This window comes from Clostridioides mangenotii TR (genome assembly GCF_000498755.1).
Taxonomy (GTDB): domain Bacteria; phylum Bacillota; class Clostridia; order Peptostreptococcales; family Peptostreptococcaceae; genus Metaclostridioides; species Metaclostridioides mangenotii_A.
In genome coordinates this window covers 1-16,619 of record NZ_AXUS01000012.1, presented here as the reverse complement: position 1 = coordinate 16,619, position 16,619 = coordinate 1, and the positions used below count along the sequence as shown (strand labels likewise).

The window sequence follows — 16,619 nt, the reverse complement described above, 5'->3', positions numbered from 1 at the left end:
TAGTGATATATCGATTACTTGAACATATACACTGAAGTCATGGAAGAAAAGAAATATGAAGCGGTTAATACATTAAATAATATATTTAAACTATAAATAAGACCCTCAACTATTTTTATTAGCTGAAGGTCTATTTTTTATAGGTTTATATAAGTTTTTAATCTAGAGGGGGTATAAAGGGGGTATTTTCCTCTACCCAAGATTTATATCTAACTCTATACCCTTTAGATTTCAATATATCCAAGTTACTTCTTAATTATCTCAGTCATTCCACCCATATAAGGCTGTAGGTCCTTTGGTATTTTAACAGTACCCTCAGCAGTTAAATTGTTCTCTAAAAATGCAATAAGCATCCTAGGAGGAGCAACAACAGTGTTGTTTAAAGTATGTGCAAAGTATTTGCCATTTTCACCATTTACACGTATTTTTAAACGACGGGCTTGCGCATCCCCTAAATTTGAACAACTTCCTACCTCAAAGTATTTTTCTTGTCTTGGTGACCAGGCTTCAACATCAACAGACTTTACTTTAAGATCTGCAAGATCTCCTGAACAGCACTCAAGTGTTCTAACTGGAATATCTAAAGTTCTAAAGAAATCCACTGTATTTTGCCATAATTTATCGTACCACATAGGACTCTCTTCAGGTTCACAAACGACTATCATTTCTTGTTTTTCAAATTGATGTATTCTGTAAACTCCTCTCTCTTCTATTCCATGAGCACCTTTTTCTTTTCTAAAGCAAGGAGAGTAACTAGTAAGTGTTTGTGGTAGTGTTTCCTCAGGAAGTATTGTATCAATAAACTTACCAATCATTGAATGTTCACTAGTTCCTATTAAGTAAAGGTCTTCCCCTTCTATTTTGTACATCATCGCATCCATCTCTGCAAAACTCATAACTCCTGTTACAACTTCACTCCTTATCATAAATGGTGGTATACAATAAGTAAATCCACGATTGATCATAAAATCTCTTGCATAAGAAGTTACAGCTGAGTGAAGTCTAGCTATATCTCCCATTAAATAGTAAAATCCGCTTCCAGCAACTTTTCTAGCACTGTCTAAGTCTATCCCATTAAACATTTCCATTATATCTGTATGGTATGGAACCTCAAATTCTGGTACAATAGGCTCTCCAAAACGTTCGACCTCGACATTTTCACTATCATCTTTACCAATAGGAACACTGTCGTCAATGATATTTGGTATTGTCATCATTATAGTTTTAATTTTTTCTTGTAGTTCATTTTCTTTAGTTTCTAAATTAGACAGTTTTCCTGAAGCTTCAGTAACTTTTTTCTTCATCTCTTCTGCTTCATCTTTTTTCCCTTGTGACATAAGAGATCCGATTTCTTTAGAAATCTTATTTCTATCTGCTCTTAATTCGTCCGCCTGAGGCTTAATTGCTCTTAGCTCTAAATCTAAAGCTATTACCTCGTCTACTAAGCTAAGCTTGTTATCTTGGAATTTTTTCTTAATATTTTCTTTAACAATATGCGGATTCTCTCTTACGAATCTTAAATCTAACATAGTTTTCCTCCTTAGAAAAATAATTATATAATATCAAAAAGAACCCTCCATCACATGTATAAACATGGGACGGAAGGTTCCGCGTTGCCACCCAAATTGCAAGCCTAAAAGACTTGCCTCTCGAAATAGTACAATAAAGGATACCGACCTTCAGTTCTCACTGACAGCTCCAAAAGTGGAAAGATTTATTATTACACCGATTCTCACCAAACATCGGCTCTCTGAAGAAATTTTAAATCGCAGCTTTTATCATTGCTGGTTCTTATAATTATATATCATTAATCCCTTGTTTTCAAGGTTTTTAAAGATAATATAACCATATTTATTAATTGTTTGATTACTTATATTGACTTTAATGTTGAGATATAAAACCATAAACTAAAAAGCTTATTTTTTATCTACAAGTTGTATTTCATATCCATTAGGATCTTTAACAAAGAAGAAACTTACATCTGGATTAGGAGAAATTGGTCCTCTAATCACCTCTATATTATTCTTTTCCATAATATTAAGCGCTATTTCTTGAGAATCTACAAAGAAACCTATTGTCATATCTTCGCTTGTCTTTACATTAGTGTGATTCGGGTTGTATATAAGCTCTATTTTTGCCTCATTATTCTTCCCTAGCATTGCAAATTCTGTGCCATCTGGTGTATTAAAACGCTCTGATATATTAAGTCCAATCACTTCATTATAGAATTTTAATGATTCCTCCAGATTATTTACCTTTATTGTAATCCAACATAAATTCATAATTTATTCCCCCGTTATTATTTTTGTGTTAAATAGTTTATTAATTTATTTTTTGTAATATTAATTCTGCTATTATTTAATTTCTATTTTATTACTCGATTTTCCTCTAATAAAAACGAAATATATCAAAAAAGCTAAGACTATTGATATTGATAAATACATATACATTTTACTGTATCCAATTTTTGAAGCAATTATACCAGCTACTACTGATCCGACTCCAATACCCCCGTCAAATCCATTAAAAAACGTGGAATTTGCTGCTCCAATATTTTCCTTTGGGGCATTTATCACAGACATTGTCTGAAGGCTCGACTGTGTTGCACCAAAACCTACACCATATAAAACTCCACTTATAGAAAACATCAGTAACCCATTTGCATAAACTAATACCATTATTCCCAGAAATAAACATGTAAGCCCTGGAAAAACAGCTATATCAAATCCATACCTATCAACTAATTTACCGAAAAAAGGTCTAGAAATCAACAAGGAAATCGCATATATTGCGAAGTATATTCCTACATTTTTTATACCTAAGTCATTCGCATATATAGATATAAATCCTACTATAGAACCATAGGTAATAGTTATGAGAAATATAACTAAAGCTGGAGCAATTGCACTTTTCTCAAATAAGTTAACTTTAGATTTAAAAGGTTTCTCGATAGATTCATTGTAAGATCCTTTAGAAGAATTTTCTGTAAACTCTTTTAAAGATTCAGTTTTTAGATTTTCTTTATCTACCTTTTTATACTTTATTGTAAATGCCAGCAACAATGCTACAATTGTAAGTATAGATGAGACTATAGAAACAATTCTAAAATTATAATAAGCAATTATCTTTAAACCAATAGTAGGCGCTAATGCCATAGCTAAACTACTAGATAAACTAAAATATCCCATTCCCTCTCCAAATCTTTTTTTAGGAATAATATCTGAAGCTATAGTACTACTAGAAGTACTTGAGATTCCCCATCCAAATCCATGTATAAATCGAATAAAAAGAATCATTGCTACTACTGATACCCAGCCGTAAGAAATAGTTGCTGAAATTACAATACACAGACCTATAAAAAATATACCTTTTCTACCGTATTTATCTAAGGCTACTCCAGCAAACGGACGTATCAAAATCGAAGCTATAGTCGATAAACCCGCTATCCAACCAATTATCGAATCTGCTGCACCAAGGCTCTTAACATAAACAGGTAAAACTGGTAATAGCATCTGGAAACTACAAAATATCAATAAGTTTATTAGCATTATCATTATAAACTCTTTGCTCCAGATTGTAGTTTTTACTTTATTATCTTCCACTTATTCACTTCCGTTCTTTTGTAAATATTAATTTCTTTATAACTCATCAATGTTAGAATTGTTTTTTATTTTTTCGTTATGTACATTGTTTAAAATCTTATTTAGAAGTTTAATACTTGTTCCTATCTCTTCAGCAGATAAATCTCTCATTGCTACATTTACAACTTCAATAAATCCTTGTTGAATTCTCGGCGAGATTTCTCTCCCCTTTTCGGTTAGATAAAGTCTATCTGAACGTTTGTCTTTTTCATCCTTTTCTTTTCTAATATATCCACTATCAACTAAATTTTTTATTGCTTTAGCAGTTGTGGATTTTCCAATATATAAGTGTTCGCTAAGCTCTTTTTGAGTTATCCCTTCATTTATAGATACAACATAGAAAAAATCTTGCTGCCCACTTCTTATCGGCAAATCTTTTAATTTATAGTTGACAATGCTATCCATATTTCTATATATTGCTGCATTTAATTTTCCTATTGACTCCATAAATAACCTCCCCTTTAGTTTCATATGCAACTATTTTTAATATAACAGAAAGTAGTTTCCTTTGCAACTACTTTCTGTTATATTAAATAGTTACTAAATATTAACTTTTTAGAATAAACATACACTAAATATATTCCAAAATTTAGTATACGAAAATTGTTACAACAGAAAAAATATAGTAAATATATATATAAAACCCAATAATACCAATATATAAGTATAATCTCTTATATTTACTCTAATGTTTAATTAATCAAAAATGTTTGTATTAATATTCTATTTGTTGTATAATAAATTGTAACTAAATTGTAACTTTCTTACAATTTAGGGAAAATGTGAATTTTAATAGGAGGTTATATATGAAGGTAAAACAAAAGTTATTGGCTTTAGGATTATCTTTTTCAATAGTAATAGCTGCTATGCCTATTGTGAATGCTCTATCAAGTGTAGATACAATTCAAGGCATAGATAGATATGAAACTGCTGCACTTATAGCTGATAAACAAGAGTATACTACTGCTATATTAGTAAACTCTGATAAAAGCTTAGCTGATGGTCTTAGTGCTAGTGGTTTAGCTGGGGTTACAGATTCCCCGATACTGTTGACGCAAAAAGATAAGATACCGAATATCACAAAAGAAAGACTTAAAAAGGCAGAAAAAGTATACATCATAGGTGGTACTAACTCTGTAAGTTCTAAGGTTGAGTCTAGTTTAACTACAAATGGAACTAAGGTAAAAAGAATAAGCGGCTCTGACAGAATAAAAACTAGCTACAATGTTGCTTCAGAGATAAAAACTATTAAGGATATCGATAAAGTAGTATTTACTAATGCCTACAAAGGAGAGCCAGATGCTATGAGTATATCTCCTATAGCAGCAAGAGACGGTGCTCCAATAATACTCACAGACGGTAAAACTACTACATTTGATGCTAAAAACATCGAGAGTTATGTAATTGGTGGTTCATACTCTATGAGTGATAGCTTAGTTAGCAGCACTAAATCTACTAGAATAGGTGGTACTGATAGATTTGATACAAACAAAAAGATAATCAGTCAGTTCTACAACTCTACTGGTGAATTTTACATAACAAAATCAGATGTTTTAGTTGACGCATTGACTGGTTCAACAATTGCAAAAGAAACTCCAATAGTGCTAGTTAATACAATGTCTGATAAAACCATCCTTAATGGAGCAACTAAACTTACTTCTCTAGGAAGTCTTGACAAAGTTACTACACAACGTTGTATAAACGCAACGAACCCTAAAGACTTATACAATGAAGAAGTATTCAATAGCGAACTACAGTCTATAATGGATTATAACAATAGCATGGCTATTGAAGTTCTTAAAGATGAAGCTAAAGCAGTTGCATATGCAAACGCATCAAAACCAGTACTTCAAAATCTTTATGAAGAACATTTGATGATCAACTCAGATAGCACTAAATACAATAAAATGACACAATTAATTTCGCAAGTAATAAACCTAAATAATGCTGTTTCAAATAAGGATTACAAAAGTGCTATAACTTTATCACAGCAAGTTGTTAATACTCTTGCTGAAATAGAAAAACTGAAAATGTCAATATAAATTAACCTTAAATCGTATTTCTCACAAAATCGATTTAATCAATAAAGAAGGATTAGAGCTTAGAAAAGTTCTGATCCTTCTTTTGATTATGGAAATATAAAGATAGAAAGATCATATGAATTTAAAAAAATCTAAATGTAGTGTCTGTTATTTAAGACACTACATTTAGATTTATACTATCTCCTTATAACGAAAAGAACCCTCTCTCTAGAGTTCTTAATTTAATCATAATACCCTTCCCATACTTAAGTATTAAGATTTAAGATACCAATAAACCTGTAAAAATAAAATAGATAAAATCTAATATAAATCTAAAAACCTAAATTTTCTCCAACTAGTATAACTTTGATTCTTCCCTTTTTCGAAGACATGCTGGTAATTACAAATTGACTACCTACGCCCTCCGATACTTTGGAAAGTTCTTCAAAAGTTGAGTAATCTTGTTTAAATTTTAATAGAATCATTTGCGATGCGTAGTTTTTCGTACGAAGTATTGCCATATCCAGATTTGGAACTACTTTATTAAGTCCTGCTATAATTATTACATTTTTAGGTCCAAAAATTAGTGAAGCTACTCTATTTCCATAACCATCAACATTAACCAGTTCTCCTGATTCAGAAATTGCATTAGAACTCATAAAATAGTAATCTGAAGCTAATGCCTGATGAGCTATTTTTTCTTTTTCTGCACCACCTTCTACACTATTTGGATCTAAGAAGTTGTAATCTCCATTATTTAAAACTTCTCTTAAACCAATTTCGTTCAATGTTTCAGAGCCTCCATAAGAAATAGTAGAATTTTTTGGTATCATTTCAATAGCTTTTTCCAGTGCATCTTCCTTTGTTTCACAATAAAAACCTTCCATATTACGCTTTTGAAATTCCTCGATTAATTTCTTTGCTAATAAACTATTATAGCTTTGTTTAGGTGTCATAAGTATCCTCCTAAGATTTTATAAAATAAGTAACTTAACTTAGGTTATCACTCTGGGAAGTAAAAAAACAGTCTTTTTATTAGGATTTTAACTATGATATAATATAAGTAGATAGAGGTTTATTATAGTTTAAAATAAGCGCAAATGTATTCCACTTTCATTTGCGCATTTTATAGTGCCAAAATTTCAAAAATATAAACGAAAGTAACAAATAGTGATATGTACCAATACAATATAATGTCTGTATATTTTATAATTGGAGGTCATCATAATGCTTAAAAAAGTTGTTACAGCGGCAAGTTCACTTGCTATAAGTGCTACACTTTTAACTGGATGTAGTGCAGGAAATGACGATTCAAAAAAACTTGATAAGATTACAATTGCAGAAGTCACGCATTCTGTTTTTTATGCACCACAGTATGCAGCTATTACTAAAGGATTCTTTGAAGAAGAAGGTATCGAAGTTGATACTATAAATACACAAGGCGCGGATAAAACAATGGCTGCTCTTATTTCCGGTGAAGCTGACATAGGACTTATGGGGCCAGAAGCATCTATATATGTGCATAGTAAAGATAAAGATGACTATGCAGTTAACTTTGCGCAACTTACAAAAAGGGATGGAAGTTTCTTAATTGCTAGAGAAAAAATGCTTGATTTTAAGTACGAAGATCTCAAAGGTAAAGAGGTATTAGGTGGTAGAAAAGGTGGAATGCCACTTATGACTTTTGAATATGTATTAAAACAAAAAGGGCTTACTCTTGGTGAAAACACTGATGCTGACAACGTAAATGTAAGAACTGATATACAATTCGGTGTAATGGCTGGTGCATTTGTAGGTGGTGAAGCTGACTATACAACAGCATTTGAACCTACTGCTACTACTATGGAAAAAGAAGGTAGTGGATATATAGTTGCATCTATAGGTAAAGATTCCGGAGAAATACCTTTTACTGCGTATTCAGCTACTAAATCTTATCTAAAAGACAATTCTGACTTAGTTCAAAGATTTACTAATGCTGTTTATAAAGGTCAATTATGGGTTCAAAAAGCTTCTGATAAAGAAATTGCTGAAACTATGAAGCCTTTCTTTGAAGATATATCTATTGAAGATTTAACAACTGTGGTAAATAGATACAAATCAATCGATGCGTGGTCACAAGACCCACTTCTTAAAAAGGAAAGTCTAGATAGACTTATCGCAGTAATGAAAGAAGCAAAAGAACTTGATAAAGATGTTTCTTATGAAGATATAGTAAATATTGATTTTGCTAATACGGCTATAAAAAATGTTAAATAAATAATAAAGAAAAAGGTTGCTTGTAGTCTTTAGATTATAAGCAACCTTTTTCTTTATTATTTTACACAATATTATCTTGATGTATTTGAGCTATTTAAAATTACGAAAAAAATTATCTATTTTAATTTTAACTTCATTATTGTTTATCTAAAACATAAAGAAATATGCCAATACCAAAATACCTAACACTATTCTGTAATAACCGAATACTTTAAAATTATGTTTCTTAATATAGCCCAGAAATAATTTTATTACAACAATCGAAACTAAAAATGCTACTACGGATCCAACTATTAATATTAACCATTCAAAGCTAGTAAATGCAAAACCAGCTTTAAGTAACTTTATCGCACTAGCTCCAAACATTGTAGGTATTGCCATAAAAAACGAAAACTCAGCTGCTACATATCTGGAAGTCCCTAAAAGTACAGCACCTATTATAGTCGAACCAGATCGTGATGTACCTGGAATAAGAGCTAGACACTGAAATACACCTATTGCTAATGCAGTTTTAAACGTTACATCCTTAAAACTGTTATATTTTGGTGTTTTATTTCTATTTTCTAAAAGTATCAAAATTACACCATAAGCTATTAACGCAATAGATACTACAATTGAATTATAGAATAGTTCATTTATTTTGTCCTCAAATAATACACCTACTAATCCTATTGGAATTATTGATATTATAACCTTTATCCATAAATCAATCGTATCGCGTTTTTGTTCTGAATTTTTATCTCTATCAAACGGATTTAATTTTTTAAAGTACAACAATACTACTGCAAGTATCGAACCGAGTTGTATAACAACTAAAAACGTATTTATAAATGTATCAGAAAAGTTTAATTTTAAAAACTCATTAACTAAAATCATGTGCCCCGTGCTACTTACTGGTAGCCACTCTGTAATACCCTGTATAACTCCCAATAGCACGGATTTTAAAATTTCTATTAAACTAAATGCTTCCATTTTCTTACCTCCAATTTCTTAATTAATATAAATTTAAGAAAGATTTTTAAAGACAATTACTTTATATCGTCCTTTTCAAAATATATTAAACTGGCAATAGTACCAATAATAAAAGTTGCAGCGATTATTAAATATGAAATTGCATGTGGTGTATTGTATTCATCGATCTGCCCTGAAACTATTAAATACGATGTAGTCCATGGAAAATAGACCCCTAGATCAGAATTTGACAACATAATATTGGCCATTACTACTGAAATCATAAATATAATTGGTGCAATAATATTTTTTGAATACATGGTAATGAAAAATATTGGTACAGAGGTTAAAAATAAAAGGACACCTCCTAATAAGTAAGCTTTTATAGATGTAAAAATATCTTGTGGCCATAATGATTCTGCACCACAAATAAATCCGAATACTATTGTTGCAATCCAAGAGATAATAGTCAAAAGAATAATCCATATAAAGAAAGTTATAAACTTTGAAAATATAAAGGATCTCTTTGGGATAGGTACTGTAATAATCGATTTTAAAGTATTTTCAGAGTATTCTCTACTAATTAAATAAGCTGCGATCACACCGTAAAGCACTAGACCAAATAACATCATTATATATAGGTTTACATTTTCAAATAATTGCGCAAATGTAACTATTTTCTCGGGATTATCGAGTTTAGATTTAATAATTTCGCCAGATATCATCAGTGGAGCAACTAAAGCACTTAATAAACTCAATGTAAATATTTTGCATCTCTTTAGTTTTAATATTTCACAGTGTACCAAATTAACCAATTTTGCCACCACCAATCAGATTTGAAAAATAATCTTCTAAACTTTCTTCACTGATATTGATTTTAAAAACATCAATATCATTTTTCACAAATAATTTATTGAGTTCAGATCTTAAATTAAAATCTGTATAAATACGTATACTGCCATCACCGTGGACACTATAATCTTTAATATTGTATTGTTCTTCAAGTAATAAACATGATTTATTTTCATTTGATGTTTTAAATTCCAAATATCTTCTATTTCTTTTATGAAGTGTGGCCATCGACACTTCTTCCATCATTTTTCCAGCATGTATTACTCCTATTGTATCTGCTAATTGCTCAATTTCACTGAGTATATGGCTTGATAAGAATATTGTAGTACCATTCTCTTCACACAACCTTTTTAAATAGCTTCTTATCTCTTGAATACCTACTGGATCTAGACCATTTATAGGCTCATCTAAAATCAGAAGCTCTGGATCGTGCATAATAGCCGATGCTATACCTAATCTTTGCTTCATTCCCATTGAATAATCTACAAAAGGTTTCTTCAATTCCTTATCTAAATCAACTATTTCTAAAGCTCTCTTCACAGAATCTTTTCTTTGTATCCCTCGAAGCTTAGCGAATATCTTTAGATTTTCTTCTCCAGTTAAATTTTCATAAAATCCTGGGTACTCTATTATCGACCCGATTCGATTGTACACATTTTTTGAATTTTTATATTCTCTATTTCCAAGTAGCTCTATTTCTCCAGAAGTTGGTTTCGTTAAATTCATAAGCATTCTCATAATAGTTGTCTTTCCTGCTCCATTTCTTCCAAGAAGACCATAAATCTCGCCTCTTTTTACATTTATATTTGCAGAGTCTACACTTTTTTTCTCTCCAAATTTTTTAGTAAGAGATGTTGTCTTAATTATATTATCCATGTTAATTCCTCCTGTTCTTTTTTTATTATAACAAGAAGCCACTTACGCTAGCCTTAATCAAATCTTACAATTTCCTTAATTTTAGTTTTAAATACAAAAAACGCACATAAGTACGTTTTAATAGCTCTATAAAATTGGAAAGTACAATATAAACTCAGTTCCATTTCCGGTTTTACTTTTAACATCTATTTTGCCTTTATGCATATCCATAAACTCTTTTACTATACTAAGTCCTAGTCCACTTCCTCTTTTGCTCCTAGACTTATCACATTTATAAAGTCTATCAAATACAAATCTAATACTATCTTCATCAATACCATCTCCATTATCCTTTATATATATTTCTATATATGAATCTGTCTTTTGAGTCTTAAATTCTATACAGTCTCCAGTGTATTGTACTGCATTTTGTAATAAATTAGAGATTATTCTATTAAAAGCATTTTCATCTATATTTACATTGTATTCATCTTCTGGTATATCAACTTTTAAAGAGATTTTGTTTTGTTCAAAAACTGCTCCCCATTCAATTATATTCTCCCGTAACAATTCATTTATATCTTTAACTTCTGGAGAGAATAGTATCTCTCTCGATCCAATTTTAAACAATTCAAATAAGTTATCTACTAACTCTTTTAGATCGTATGCTTTTTTTCTAGAAGTTCTAATGTACTTTATTTTTTCATCATTATCCAATATATCACTCTCTAAAGCGTCTAAGTATCCGAGCAATGATGTAAGTGGAGTCCTTACATCATGTGATAGGCTAGTCATCAGCTCCTTATTTGCTTGTTCTGTCCTTTTCTGTTGTATTAGTTTCGCTTGATAGGATCTAATTAACTCATTTGTAGCTAATCCCACTTCAGAAAATACTCCCAATCCTAATTCTGATACAAATATCTTTATCTTATCGTAATTTTTAGCTGTTTTTATAATATACAGTAGTTCTTTGAGTTTTGCACGAAACATTATAATATACAAATACATTAAAATGCAAATAATAGATAGCATTATAATTAATACGTCCTTAATAATATCATTCACCTCCAAACTTATAGCCAACGCCCCATACAGTTTTAATAAATTCAGGGGCATCGGGTTTATACTCAATCTTTTTTCTTAGTCTTCGAATATGGACCATTATATTATTATCATCAAACGCGTAATCTTCTTCCCAAACATTTCTATAGATCTGTTTTTTAGTAAATACTTTTCCACTGCTTTGAGCTAAGAAGTACAATAAATCAAATTCTTTTGCTGTTAGATCAACTTTTATATTATCTACTATAACTTCTCTGGTATCTGGATTTATTACTAAACCATCAAAATTTAGTTCTTTCCTGCTTTTAGATTCATTAAAATATGTAGACCTTCTTATAAGAGATTGAACTCTAGCAATAAATTCATTCATGCTAAATGGTTTCGTTAAATAGTCATCTGCTCCTAATCTAAGACCTGACACCTTATCTATCTCACTGTCTTTGGCAGTCAACATAAGTATTGGCACAGAACTTGATTTCCTAACCTCAGTTAAAATTTCAAAACCGCTCTTCTGAGGTAGCATTATATCTAATATTACAAGTTGATAAGAATTTTCTAGTACTTCCTTTAAACCACTAACACCATCATGTCTAAAACTAACTAAATAATTTTCTATTTCAAGGTATTTTTTTAAAACTTTACATAAATCTTTATCATCATCTACAACTAAAATTTTTTGGCTCATATATAAACTCCTTTCAATCGATACTATATACGACTTTAAATCTTTTTAATATCATTTACATCACAAATATGTCTATAATTATAGATTAAAAATAAAAAAAAACTATAAAAATTAGAAAAAGGACTGTGATTACAGTCCTTAGGCATTTGCAAAAGTATATATTGCATCTAACTTTGTAACGAAAAAACTCTCATCTTTACATCCAATATACTTAGCGTATTTTTCAATTTTTTCTTTCATTTTATCATAGCTATCGTAGAAGCTATCTCTGTTTTCTATTAAAGTATCAATATAATTATTCATTAGACCTTCTTTGTATTCATCCATAGAATATCCTAAAAATTTTGTCAAATTGTCAATTTCATTAAACAAATCGCCATCTTCTCTTATAAGAAACTTGTATAGGTCTTCCCTATACGGATTTAACTCTATTATCTGCTTTACCACCTTGCATTCGTCTGGTTTGCTAATAAATCCATCTTTATAGTTATTAAAAAGCGCATTTGATTGATTTATAGACTCTTCATCGATATAAGGACGAACTTTAGTAATTTTATTTTCTAAAAGCACATCCAAAACCGCAAAATGTATGTTAAAGAAGTCCTCTTGTATAAAAGAATTTAACTTATCAACTGCAGCTTCAATCTCATGGATATTTACAATATTATTTTTCTTGTTTTTATTTGGAATTAAGTATGACTTATTGTAGTTGTTAAAAAGCCTATTAAAATCCAGGTATTTATCGCAGTAAACATCTTTAAAAGTATCTACATCTATGGTTATAATATCATAACCCACAATTGTCTCTACTCCAAGCTTAAAAGCTTCTGTAAGATATTTATCTCCTAGTTTTAAACCTCTCTCTGAAATCTGCTTCAAAGAGTGAAAATTATTCATACAATCATCTTTAAATTTTTTGCTTTCTTTAATTGCTCTAAATTTAAATAACTTCCTAATAGCATTGTAATTTTCCATCTGTACATCAAATTTAATATTTGCATCATTTATATCAAATGTAATCATATAAATTATACCTCCAAAAATTTCTTATGTATAATTAATTTGATTACAAATGTGATTATCCTTCTAAATAAAATATTTGTCTAAACTTTTCTCGATACTGTATACATTTATAGTAGATTTAGTAGTCCAAATAAAATCGGTAAAAATACTGCTGGAAGTAAGTTTGCAACTTTTATCTTTGTAATCTCTAAAAGATTTAGAGCAATTCCTATTATAAGCAAGCTTCCAACAGCAGTTAGAGCCGTAACAACTGCTTCGCTTAAAAGTGTCGATAAAAAAGCAGCTCCAATAGTTATTAAACCTTGATATATAAATACTGCCACTGATGAAAATATAACTCCTATACCTAGAGTAGTTGTAAATATAATTGCAGAAATTCCATCTAATAATGCTTTTGTAAAAAGAGTCTGATGATTTCCAGTAAGTCCACTTTCTAGAGCCCCAACTATTGCCATCGCTCCTACACAGTAAATTAAACTAGTTGTAACAAATCCTTTTGCTATAGAAGTTTCTTGGTCGTTTCCTTTAGAAAATTTCTCTTGTAGAAAATCTCCGAGTTTGTTTATTTTCTTATCTATATCTATTATTTCGCCTATTAATCCACCAACTGCAATGCAGACCACTGTTATTAATGTATTCTCACCTTTTAAACTGCCTTCTATTCCTATGTAAAGTACGCAAAGACCTAAACCACTCATTATAGTTTTGCTTACTCTCTCTGGGATTCCTTTTTTGATAAATAATCCCACTAAGCATCCTACTGCTATTGCCAAACTGTTTACGATTGTCCCCAACATGTCATATCTTCCTTTGCTAGTAAATTGATCTTATTGTCTATACTTCTATATTTTCTCTATAATTTTCTAAGCTTACTAAAAACTTTTCAAATCCATCTAAAGGTAAGTTAACCATTTTTGTATTTATATTTGGATGGAAATTTAGATTCTCTCCATTTAGGATATCTTTATCGACGAACAATTTTACCTTATGCTCTTCATCATTCATAAGAGAAAAAGGATTGACGCTTCCAGGTGTTAATTTTAAAACATTTAAAAGTCTCCCTGGTGATGCAAAAGAAAGCCTTGTAGATCCTATTTTATCCTTCAATAATTTTAGATCGACTTGTTTATCATCTCTAACTACAATTAAATAGTATTCACTGCCTTTTGAATTTCTTAAAAATAAATTTTTACAGTGTGTTCCTTTTGCTATGTCTTTTATAGCTACAAGTTCTTCAGCTGTATAGAGCGGTTCGTGTTCTATCACATCGTAATCTACCCCTAAGCCATATAAAGTCCTATATACTTTATTTTCGTTTTCTATTAGTTCTTCAGGTGATAATTGATTATTTTCCATAATTTTTCCTCCTTCCAGTACGTGTTGGTTTTTAAATCGATATAGTGTATAATTAAACGATATTTTATAATAGACTAAATTGATATTTTATTATGAAAATTGAAGTTACTAAAATTAATTATATCTCTTTACTACATATTATTCTAGTTATTTCTACATAAATTTTACTTACTGTATAAACTCATATATAAATAAAACATATTATCCTATTTATAAAAATTCAGTTGGATTTTCTGCGAAATCTTGAAATGATTTTCTAGTAAAAACTGTGTTTTCTCCTAAAAATCGCCTATATCTTTTTTCTTCTTTTTTTAGAGTTACCTCTTGCTTATCCTTATGATTATTGTATACAACAAATTTCAAAGGTGCTTTTCTTCTACTTCCTTGTACTCTTTTCAATAGATACTTGATGTGTATATCAGCCTCGGGGAACGAATAGCCACAAAATACAACAACATCTGCATCTCTTAGTGAATTTTGAGCTGCATTCCATACTTTTGATATATGTATGTTTGAAATATTTTTAAAATAAGTAGGTGGTATTACAATAGGTACAGTATAGTCACCACAATCGAGACATCTAGTTTCTCTAGCCCTTTGAAGTTGTTTCATAACGCCTCCTTCATAGGGTGTTATAGTAACCCCATTACAAACTGGGCAGTAAAGCCAGTTTAGTGAACCATGGATCTTGTAGAGCTTTATAGAAGGCTCAGTTGGTCTTCTCCAACTGTTTTCTAAATTAAAATTAGTAAAATCTATTCCGTAATCTAACATTACATAGTTTTTTATCTTATCACTCATAGTAACAATAGTATTATCTATACATATATCGTAATTTGTACTTATAAATGTCGTATCGAGTAAAAGCTCTTTATCAATTAAATTTCTTATTAAAGTATTGTGGTTAGTACTTTCTATATCTAATTTTGCATTTAATACTTCCGCCATTAAAAATATCAAATACTGTCTCATATATCTAATGCTATCGCTCTTTTTATTTATATCTTCAAGTCCAAAATTTCTAAACGACTCTCCCCTCTGCTCTGCTAAATCTAAAAGACCTAGTACTTCTTCAAATGTTGGAAAGTTAATGTCACTCATATCGTCATTCATAACATCTATATCAAATATCTGCTTAAAAAACCTGAACAGCTCAATATTCATCTCACTTTCAAAATCTTTTTCGTTTAGATTTCTAAAATAAGCGCTAAATAGTTCATTTTGTATAGGAAAATTATCTGAAGCAGACGCTCCAGCACCCAAAAATACTGCTAATTTCATGTCACTACTCCTTCTAAATATCGTTATAATAAATGAGGTGTCTAAATAGATATATCAAAATAGATATTTCTGATTTGAGACACCTCATAAAGTTAAAACTTAATCTTTTGTCGATTTATTACAAATTTTTAGTTGCACTTTATTCCCACTTAAATTTTAAGAAGCTCGTAAATCGCCAATGCGTATATTTTAGAAGCTTTAACTATATCGCTGATTATAGCAAATTCATTTACTTGATGCTCTGTTTCAGGACTTCCTGGGAAAATAGATCCAAAGGCCACACAATTATCTAAAGCTCTTGCATATGTAGCTCCTCCAGACGAAACTGGAGAACCATCAAGGCCTGTTTCTTCTTTATAGACATTTCTCAGAGTCTTGACAAGTAGGCTGTCTTCAGGAATATATATAGAATCTAAAAAGTCGTATTCTTCATATTCTAATTCATATTTTTCTGCTAATTTTTTTAAATTACAAACTACCTCTTCTACTTTGTATGTCACAGGAACTCTTATATCTAGACCTGCTATTTCTTCATCTTCTTTAATTAGCAATTTACCGGCATTTACAGTCAGTTTACCAGATATATCATCTACACAGTTTTTAACTATATTTAGTCCATTTGCATCTTCGCCTATA

Annotated in this window: 17 protein-coding genes and 1 other annotated feature; of the genes, 2 read left to right on the top strand and 15 right to left on the bottom strand. The window is 30.2% G+C overall.

Translation table 11 applies throughout. From position 1 onward, the window contains the following. Positions 1–245 precede the first annotated feature (245 nt). The 4 genes from serS to T473_RS0107440 all read right to left on the bottom strand — a co-directional run bounded on the left by serS (position 246) and on the right by T473_RS0107440 (position 4,088). Complete coding sequence (gene serS / locus T473_RS0107455; protein WP_024621341.1) at positions 246–1,529, bottom strand: serine--tRNA ligase; 1,284 nt, start codon at positions 1,527–1,529, stop codon at positions 246–248. A gap of 62 nt (positions 1,530–1,591) precedes the next feature. Beyond that, positions 1,592–1,791: a binding site (T-box leader), on the bottom strand. 125 nt (positions 1,792–1,916) lie between these two features. Then, entirely contained in the window at positions 1,917–2,282 is a 366-nt protein-coding gene (locus T473_RS0107450; protein ID WP_024621340.1) for a VOC family protein, read from the bottom strand. Positions 2,283–2,354: 72 nt separating this feature from the next. Further along, positions 2,355–3,602 carry an MFS transporter gene (locus T473_RS0107445; RefSeq protein WP_024621339.1) on the bottom strand — a complete coding sequence of 416 codons (1,248 nt, stop codon included), beginning with the start codon at positions 3,600–3,602 and terminating at the stop codon, positions 2,355–2,357. Positions 3,603–3,638: 36 nt separating this feature from the next. Then, positions 3,639–4,088, bottom strand: a complete 450-nt coding sequence (locus T473_RS0107440; RefSeq protein WP_024621338.1) for a MarR family winged helix-turn-helix transcriptional regulator — start codon at positions 4,086–4,088, stop codon at positions 3,639–3,641. Positions 4,089–4,447: 359 nt separating this feature from the next. Here T473_RS0107440 and T473_RS0107435 point away from each other — a divergent pair, with 359 nt between their 5' ends. Further along, positions 4,448–5,683 carry a cell wall-binding repeat-containing protein gene (locus tag T473_RS0107435; protein ID WP_024621337.1) on the top strand — a complete coding sequence of 412 codons (1,236 nt, stop codon included), beginning with the start codon at positions 4,448–4,450 and terminating at the stop codon, positions 5,681–5,683. Positions 5,684–5,994: 311 nt separating this feature from the next. Here the strand turns inward: T473_RS0107435 and T473_RS0107430 are convergent, their stop codons facing one another. Next, complete coding sequence (locus T473_RS0107430) at positions 5,995–6,618, bottom strand: lactate utilization protein (protein WP_024621336.1); 624 nt, start codon at positions 6,616–6,618, stop codon at positions 5,995–5,997. A gap of 271 nt (positions 6,619–6,889) precedes the next feature. Here T473_RS0107430 and T473_RS0107425 point away from each other — a divergent pair, with 271 nt between their 5' ends. Next, positions 6,890–7,918 (top strand): ABC transporter substrate-binding protein, encoded by a 1,029-nt coding sequence (locus T473_RS0107425; protein ID WP_024621335.1) that lies wholly within the window; start codon positions 6,890–6,892, stop codon positions 7,916–7,918. A gap of 147 nt (positions 7,919–8,065) precedes the next feature. Here T473_RS0107425 and T473_RS0107420 read toward each other — a convergent pair whose 3' ends face one another. The 10 genes from T473_RS0107420 to T473_RS0107375 form a co-directional block, all read right to left on the bottom strand. After that, positions 8,066–8,890, bottom strand: a complete 825-nt coding sequence (locus T473_RS0107420) for an undecaprenyl-diphosphate phosphatase (RefSeq protein WP_024621334.1) — start codon at positions 8,888–8,890, stop codon at positions 8,066–8,068. Positions 8,891–8,946: 56 nt separating this feature from the next. Further along, positions 8,947–9,684, bottom strand: coding sequence for an ABC transporter permease (locus T473_RS0107415; protein ID WP_024621333.1), 738 nt, complete (start codon positions 9,682–9,684; stop codon positions 8,947–8,949). Then, a complete protein-coding gene (locus tag T473_RS0107410) occupies positions 9,677–10,597 on the bottom strand; it encodes an ABC transporter ATP-binding protein (RefSeq protein ID WP_024621332.1) in 921 nt (306 codons plus the stop codon). Before T473_RS0107410 ends, T473_RS0107415 begins: the two co-directional genes overlap by 8 nt. A 126-nt stretch (positions 10,598–10,723) precedes the next feature. Next, complete coding sequence (locus tag T473_RS0107405; protein WP_161627543.1) at positions 10,724–11,566, bottom strand: sensor histidine kinase; 843 nt, start codon at positions 11,564–11,566, stop codon at positions 10,724–10,726. Between the two features lie 67 nt (positions 11,567–11,633). Next, entirely contained in the window at positions 11,634–12,323 is a 690-nt protein-coding gene (locus T473_RS0107400) for a response regulator transcription factor (RefSeq protein ID WP_024621330.1), read from the bottom strand. A 138-nt stretch (positions 12,324–12,461) separates the two neighbouring features. Continuing rightward, complete coding sequence (locus tag T473_RS0107395) at positions 12,462–13,346, bottom strand: hypothetical protein (RefSeq protein WP_024621329.1); 885 nt, start codon at positions 13,344–13,346, stop codon at positions 12,462–12,464. Positions 13,347–13,453: 107 nt separating this feature from the next. After that, complete coding sequence (locus tag T473_RS0107390; protein ID WP_024621328.1) at positions 13,454–14,143, bottom strand: DUF554 domain-containing protein; 690 nt, start codon at positions 14,141–14,143, stop codon at positions 13,454–13,456. A gap of 37 nt (positions 14,144–14,180) precedes the next feature. Beyond that, positions 14,181–14,702 carry a prolyl-tRNA synthetase associated domain-containing protein gene (locus T473_RS0107385; protein WP_024621327.1) on the bottom strand — a complete coding sequence of 174 codons (522 nt, stop codon included), beginning with the start codon at positions 14,700–14,702 and terminating at the stop codon, positions 14,181–14,183. A gap of 210 nt (positions 14,703–14,912) precedes the next feature. After that, positions 14,913–15,983 (bottom strand): SIR2 family protein, encoded by a 1,071-nt coding sequence (locus T473_RS0107380; RefSeq protein WP_024621326.1) that lies wholly within the window; start codon positions 15,981–15,983, stop codon positions 14,913–14,915. A gap of 149 nt (positions 15,984–16,132) precedes the next feature. Beyond that, on the bottom strand, positions 16,133–16,619 hold a 487-nt coding region (locus T473_RS0107375), incomplete at its 5' end, for a M20/M25/M40 family metallo-hydrolase (RefSeq protein WP_024621325.1).

Coding starts and splice junctions, on each gene's coding strand:
- serS (WP_024621341.1), bottom strand. CDS start 1,529: ATGTTAGATTTAAGATTCGTAAGAGAGAATCCGCATATTGTTAAAGAA.
- T473_RS0107450 (WP_024621340.1), bottom strand. CDS start 2,282: ATGAATTTATGTTGGATTACAATAAAGGTAAATAATCTGGAGGAATCA.
- T473_RS0107440 (WP_024621338.1), bottom strand. CDS start 4,088: ATGGAGTCAATAGGAAAATTAAATGCAGCAATATATAGAAATATGGAT.
- T473_RS0107435 (WP_024621337.1), top strand. CDS start 4,448: ATGAAGGTAAAACAAAAGTTATTGGCTTTAGGATTATCTTTTTCAATA.
- T473_RS0107430 (WP_024621336.1), bottom strand. CDS start 6,618: ATGACACCTAAACAAAGCTATAATAGTTTATTAGCAAAGAAATTAATC.
- T473_RS0107425 (WP_024621335.1), top strand. CDS start 6,890: ATGCTTAAAAAAGTTGTTACAGCGGCAAGTTCACTTGCTATAAGTGCT.
- T473_RS0107420 (WP_024621334.1), bottom strand. CDS start 8,890: ATGGAAGCATTTAGTTTAATAGAAATTTTAAAATCCGTGCTATTGGGA.
- T473_RS0107410 (WP_024621332.1), bottom strand. CDS start 10,597: ATGGATAATATAATTAAGACAACATCTCTTACTAAAAAATTTGGAGAG.
- T473_RS0107405 (WP_161627543.1), bottom strand. CDS start 11,566: ATGTTTCGTGCAAAACTCAAAGAACTACTGTATATTATAAAAACAGCT.
- T473_RS0107400 (WP_024621330.1), bottom strand. CDS start 12,323: ATGAGCCAAAAAATTTTAGTTGTAGATGATGATAAAGATTTATGTAAA.
- T473_RS0107395 (WP_024621329.1), bottom strand. CDS start 13,346: ATGATTACATTTGATATAAATGATGCAAATATTAAATTTGATGTACAG.
- T473_RS0107390 (WP_024621328.1), bottom strand. CDS start 14,143: ATGTTGGGGACAATCGTAAACAGTTTGGCAATAGCAGTAGGATGCTTA.
- T473_RS0107385 (WP_024621327.1), bottom strand. CDS start 14,702: ATGGAAAATAATCAATTATCACCTGAAGAACTAATAGAAAACGAAAAT.
- T473_RS0107380 (WP_024621326.1), bottom strand. CDS start 15,983: ATGAAATTAGCAGTATTTTTGGGTGCTGGAGCGTCTGCTTCAGATAAT.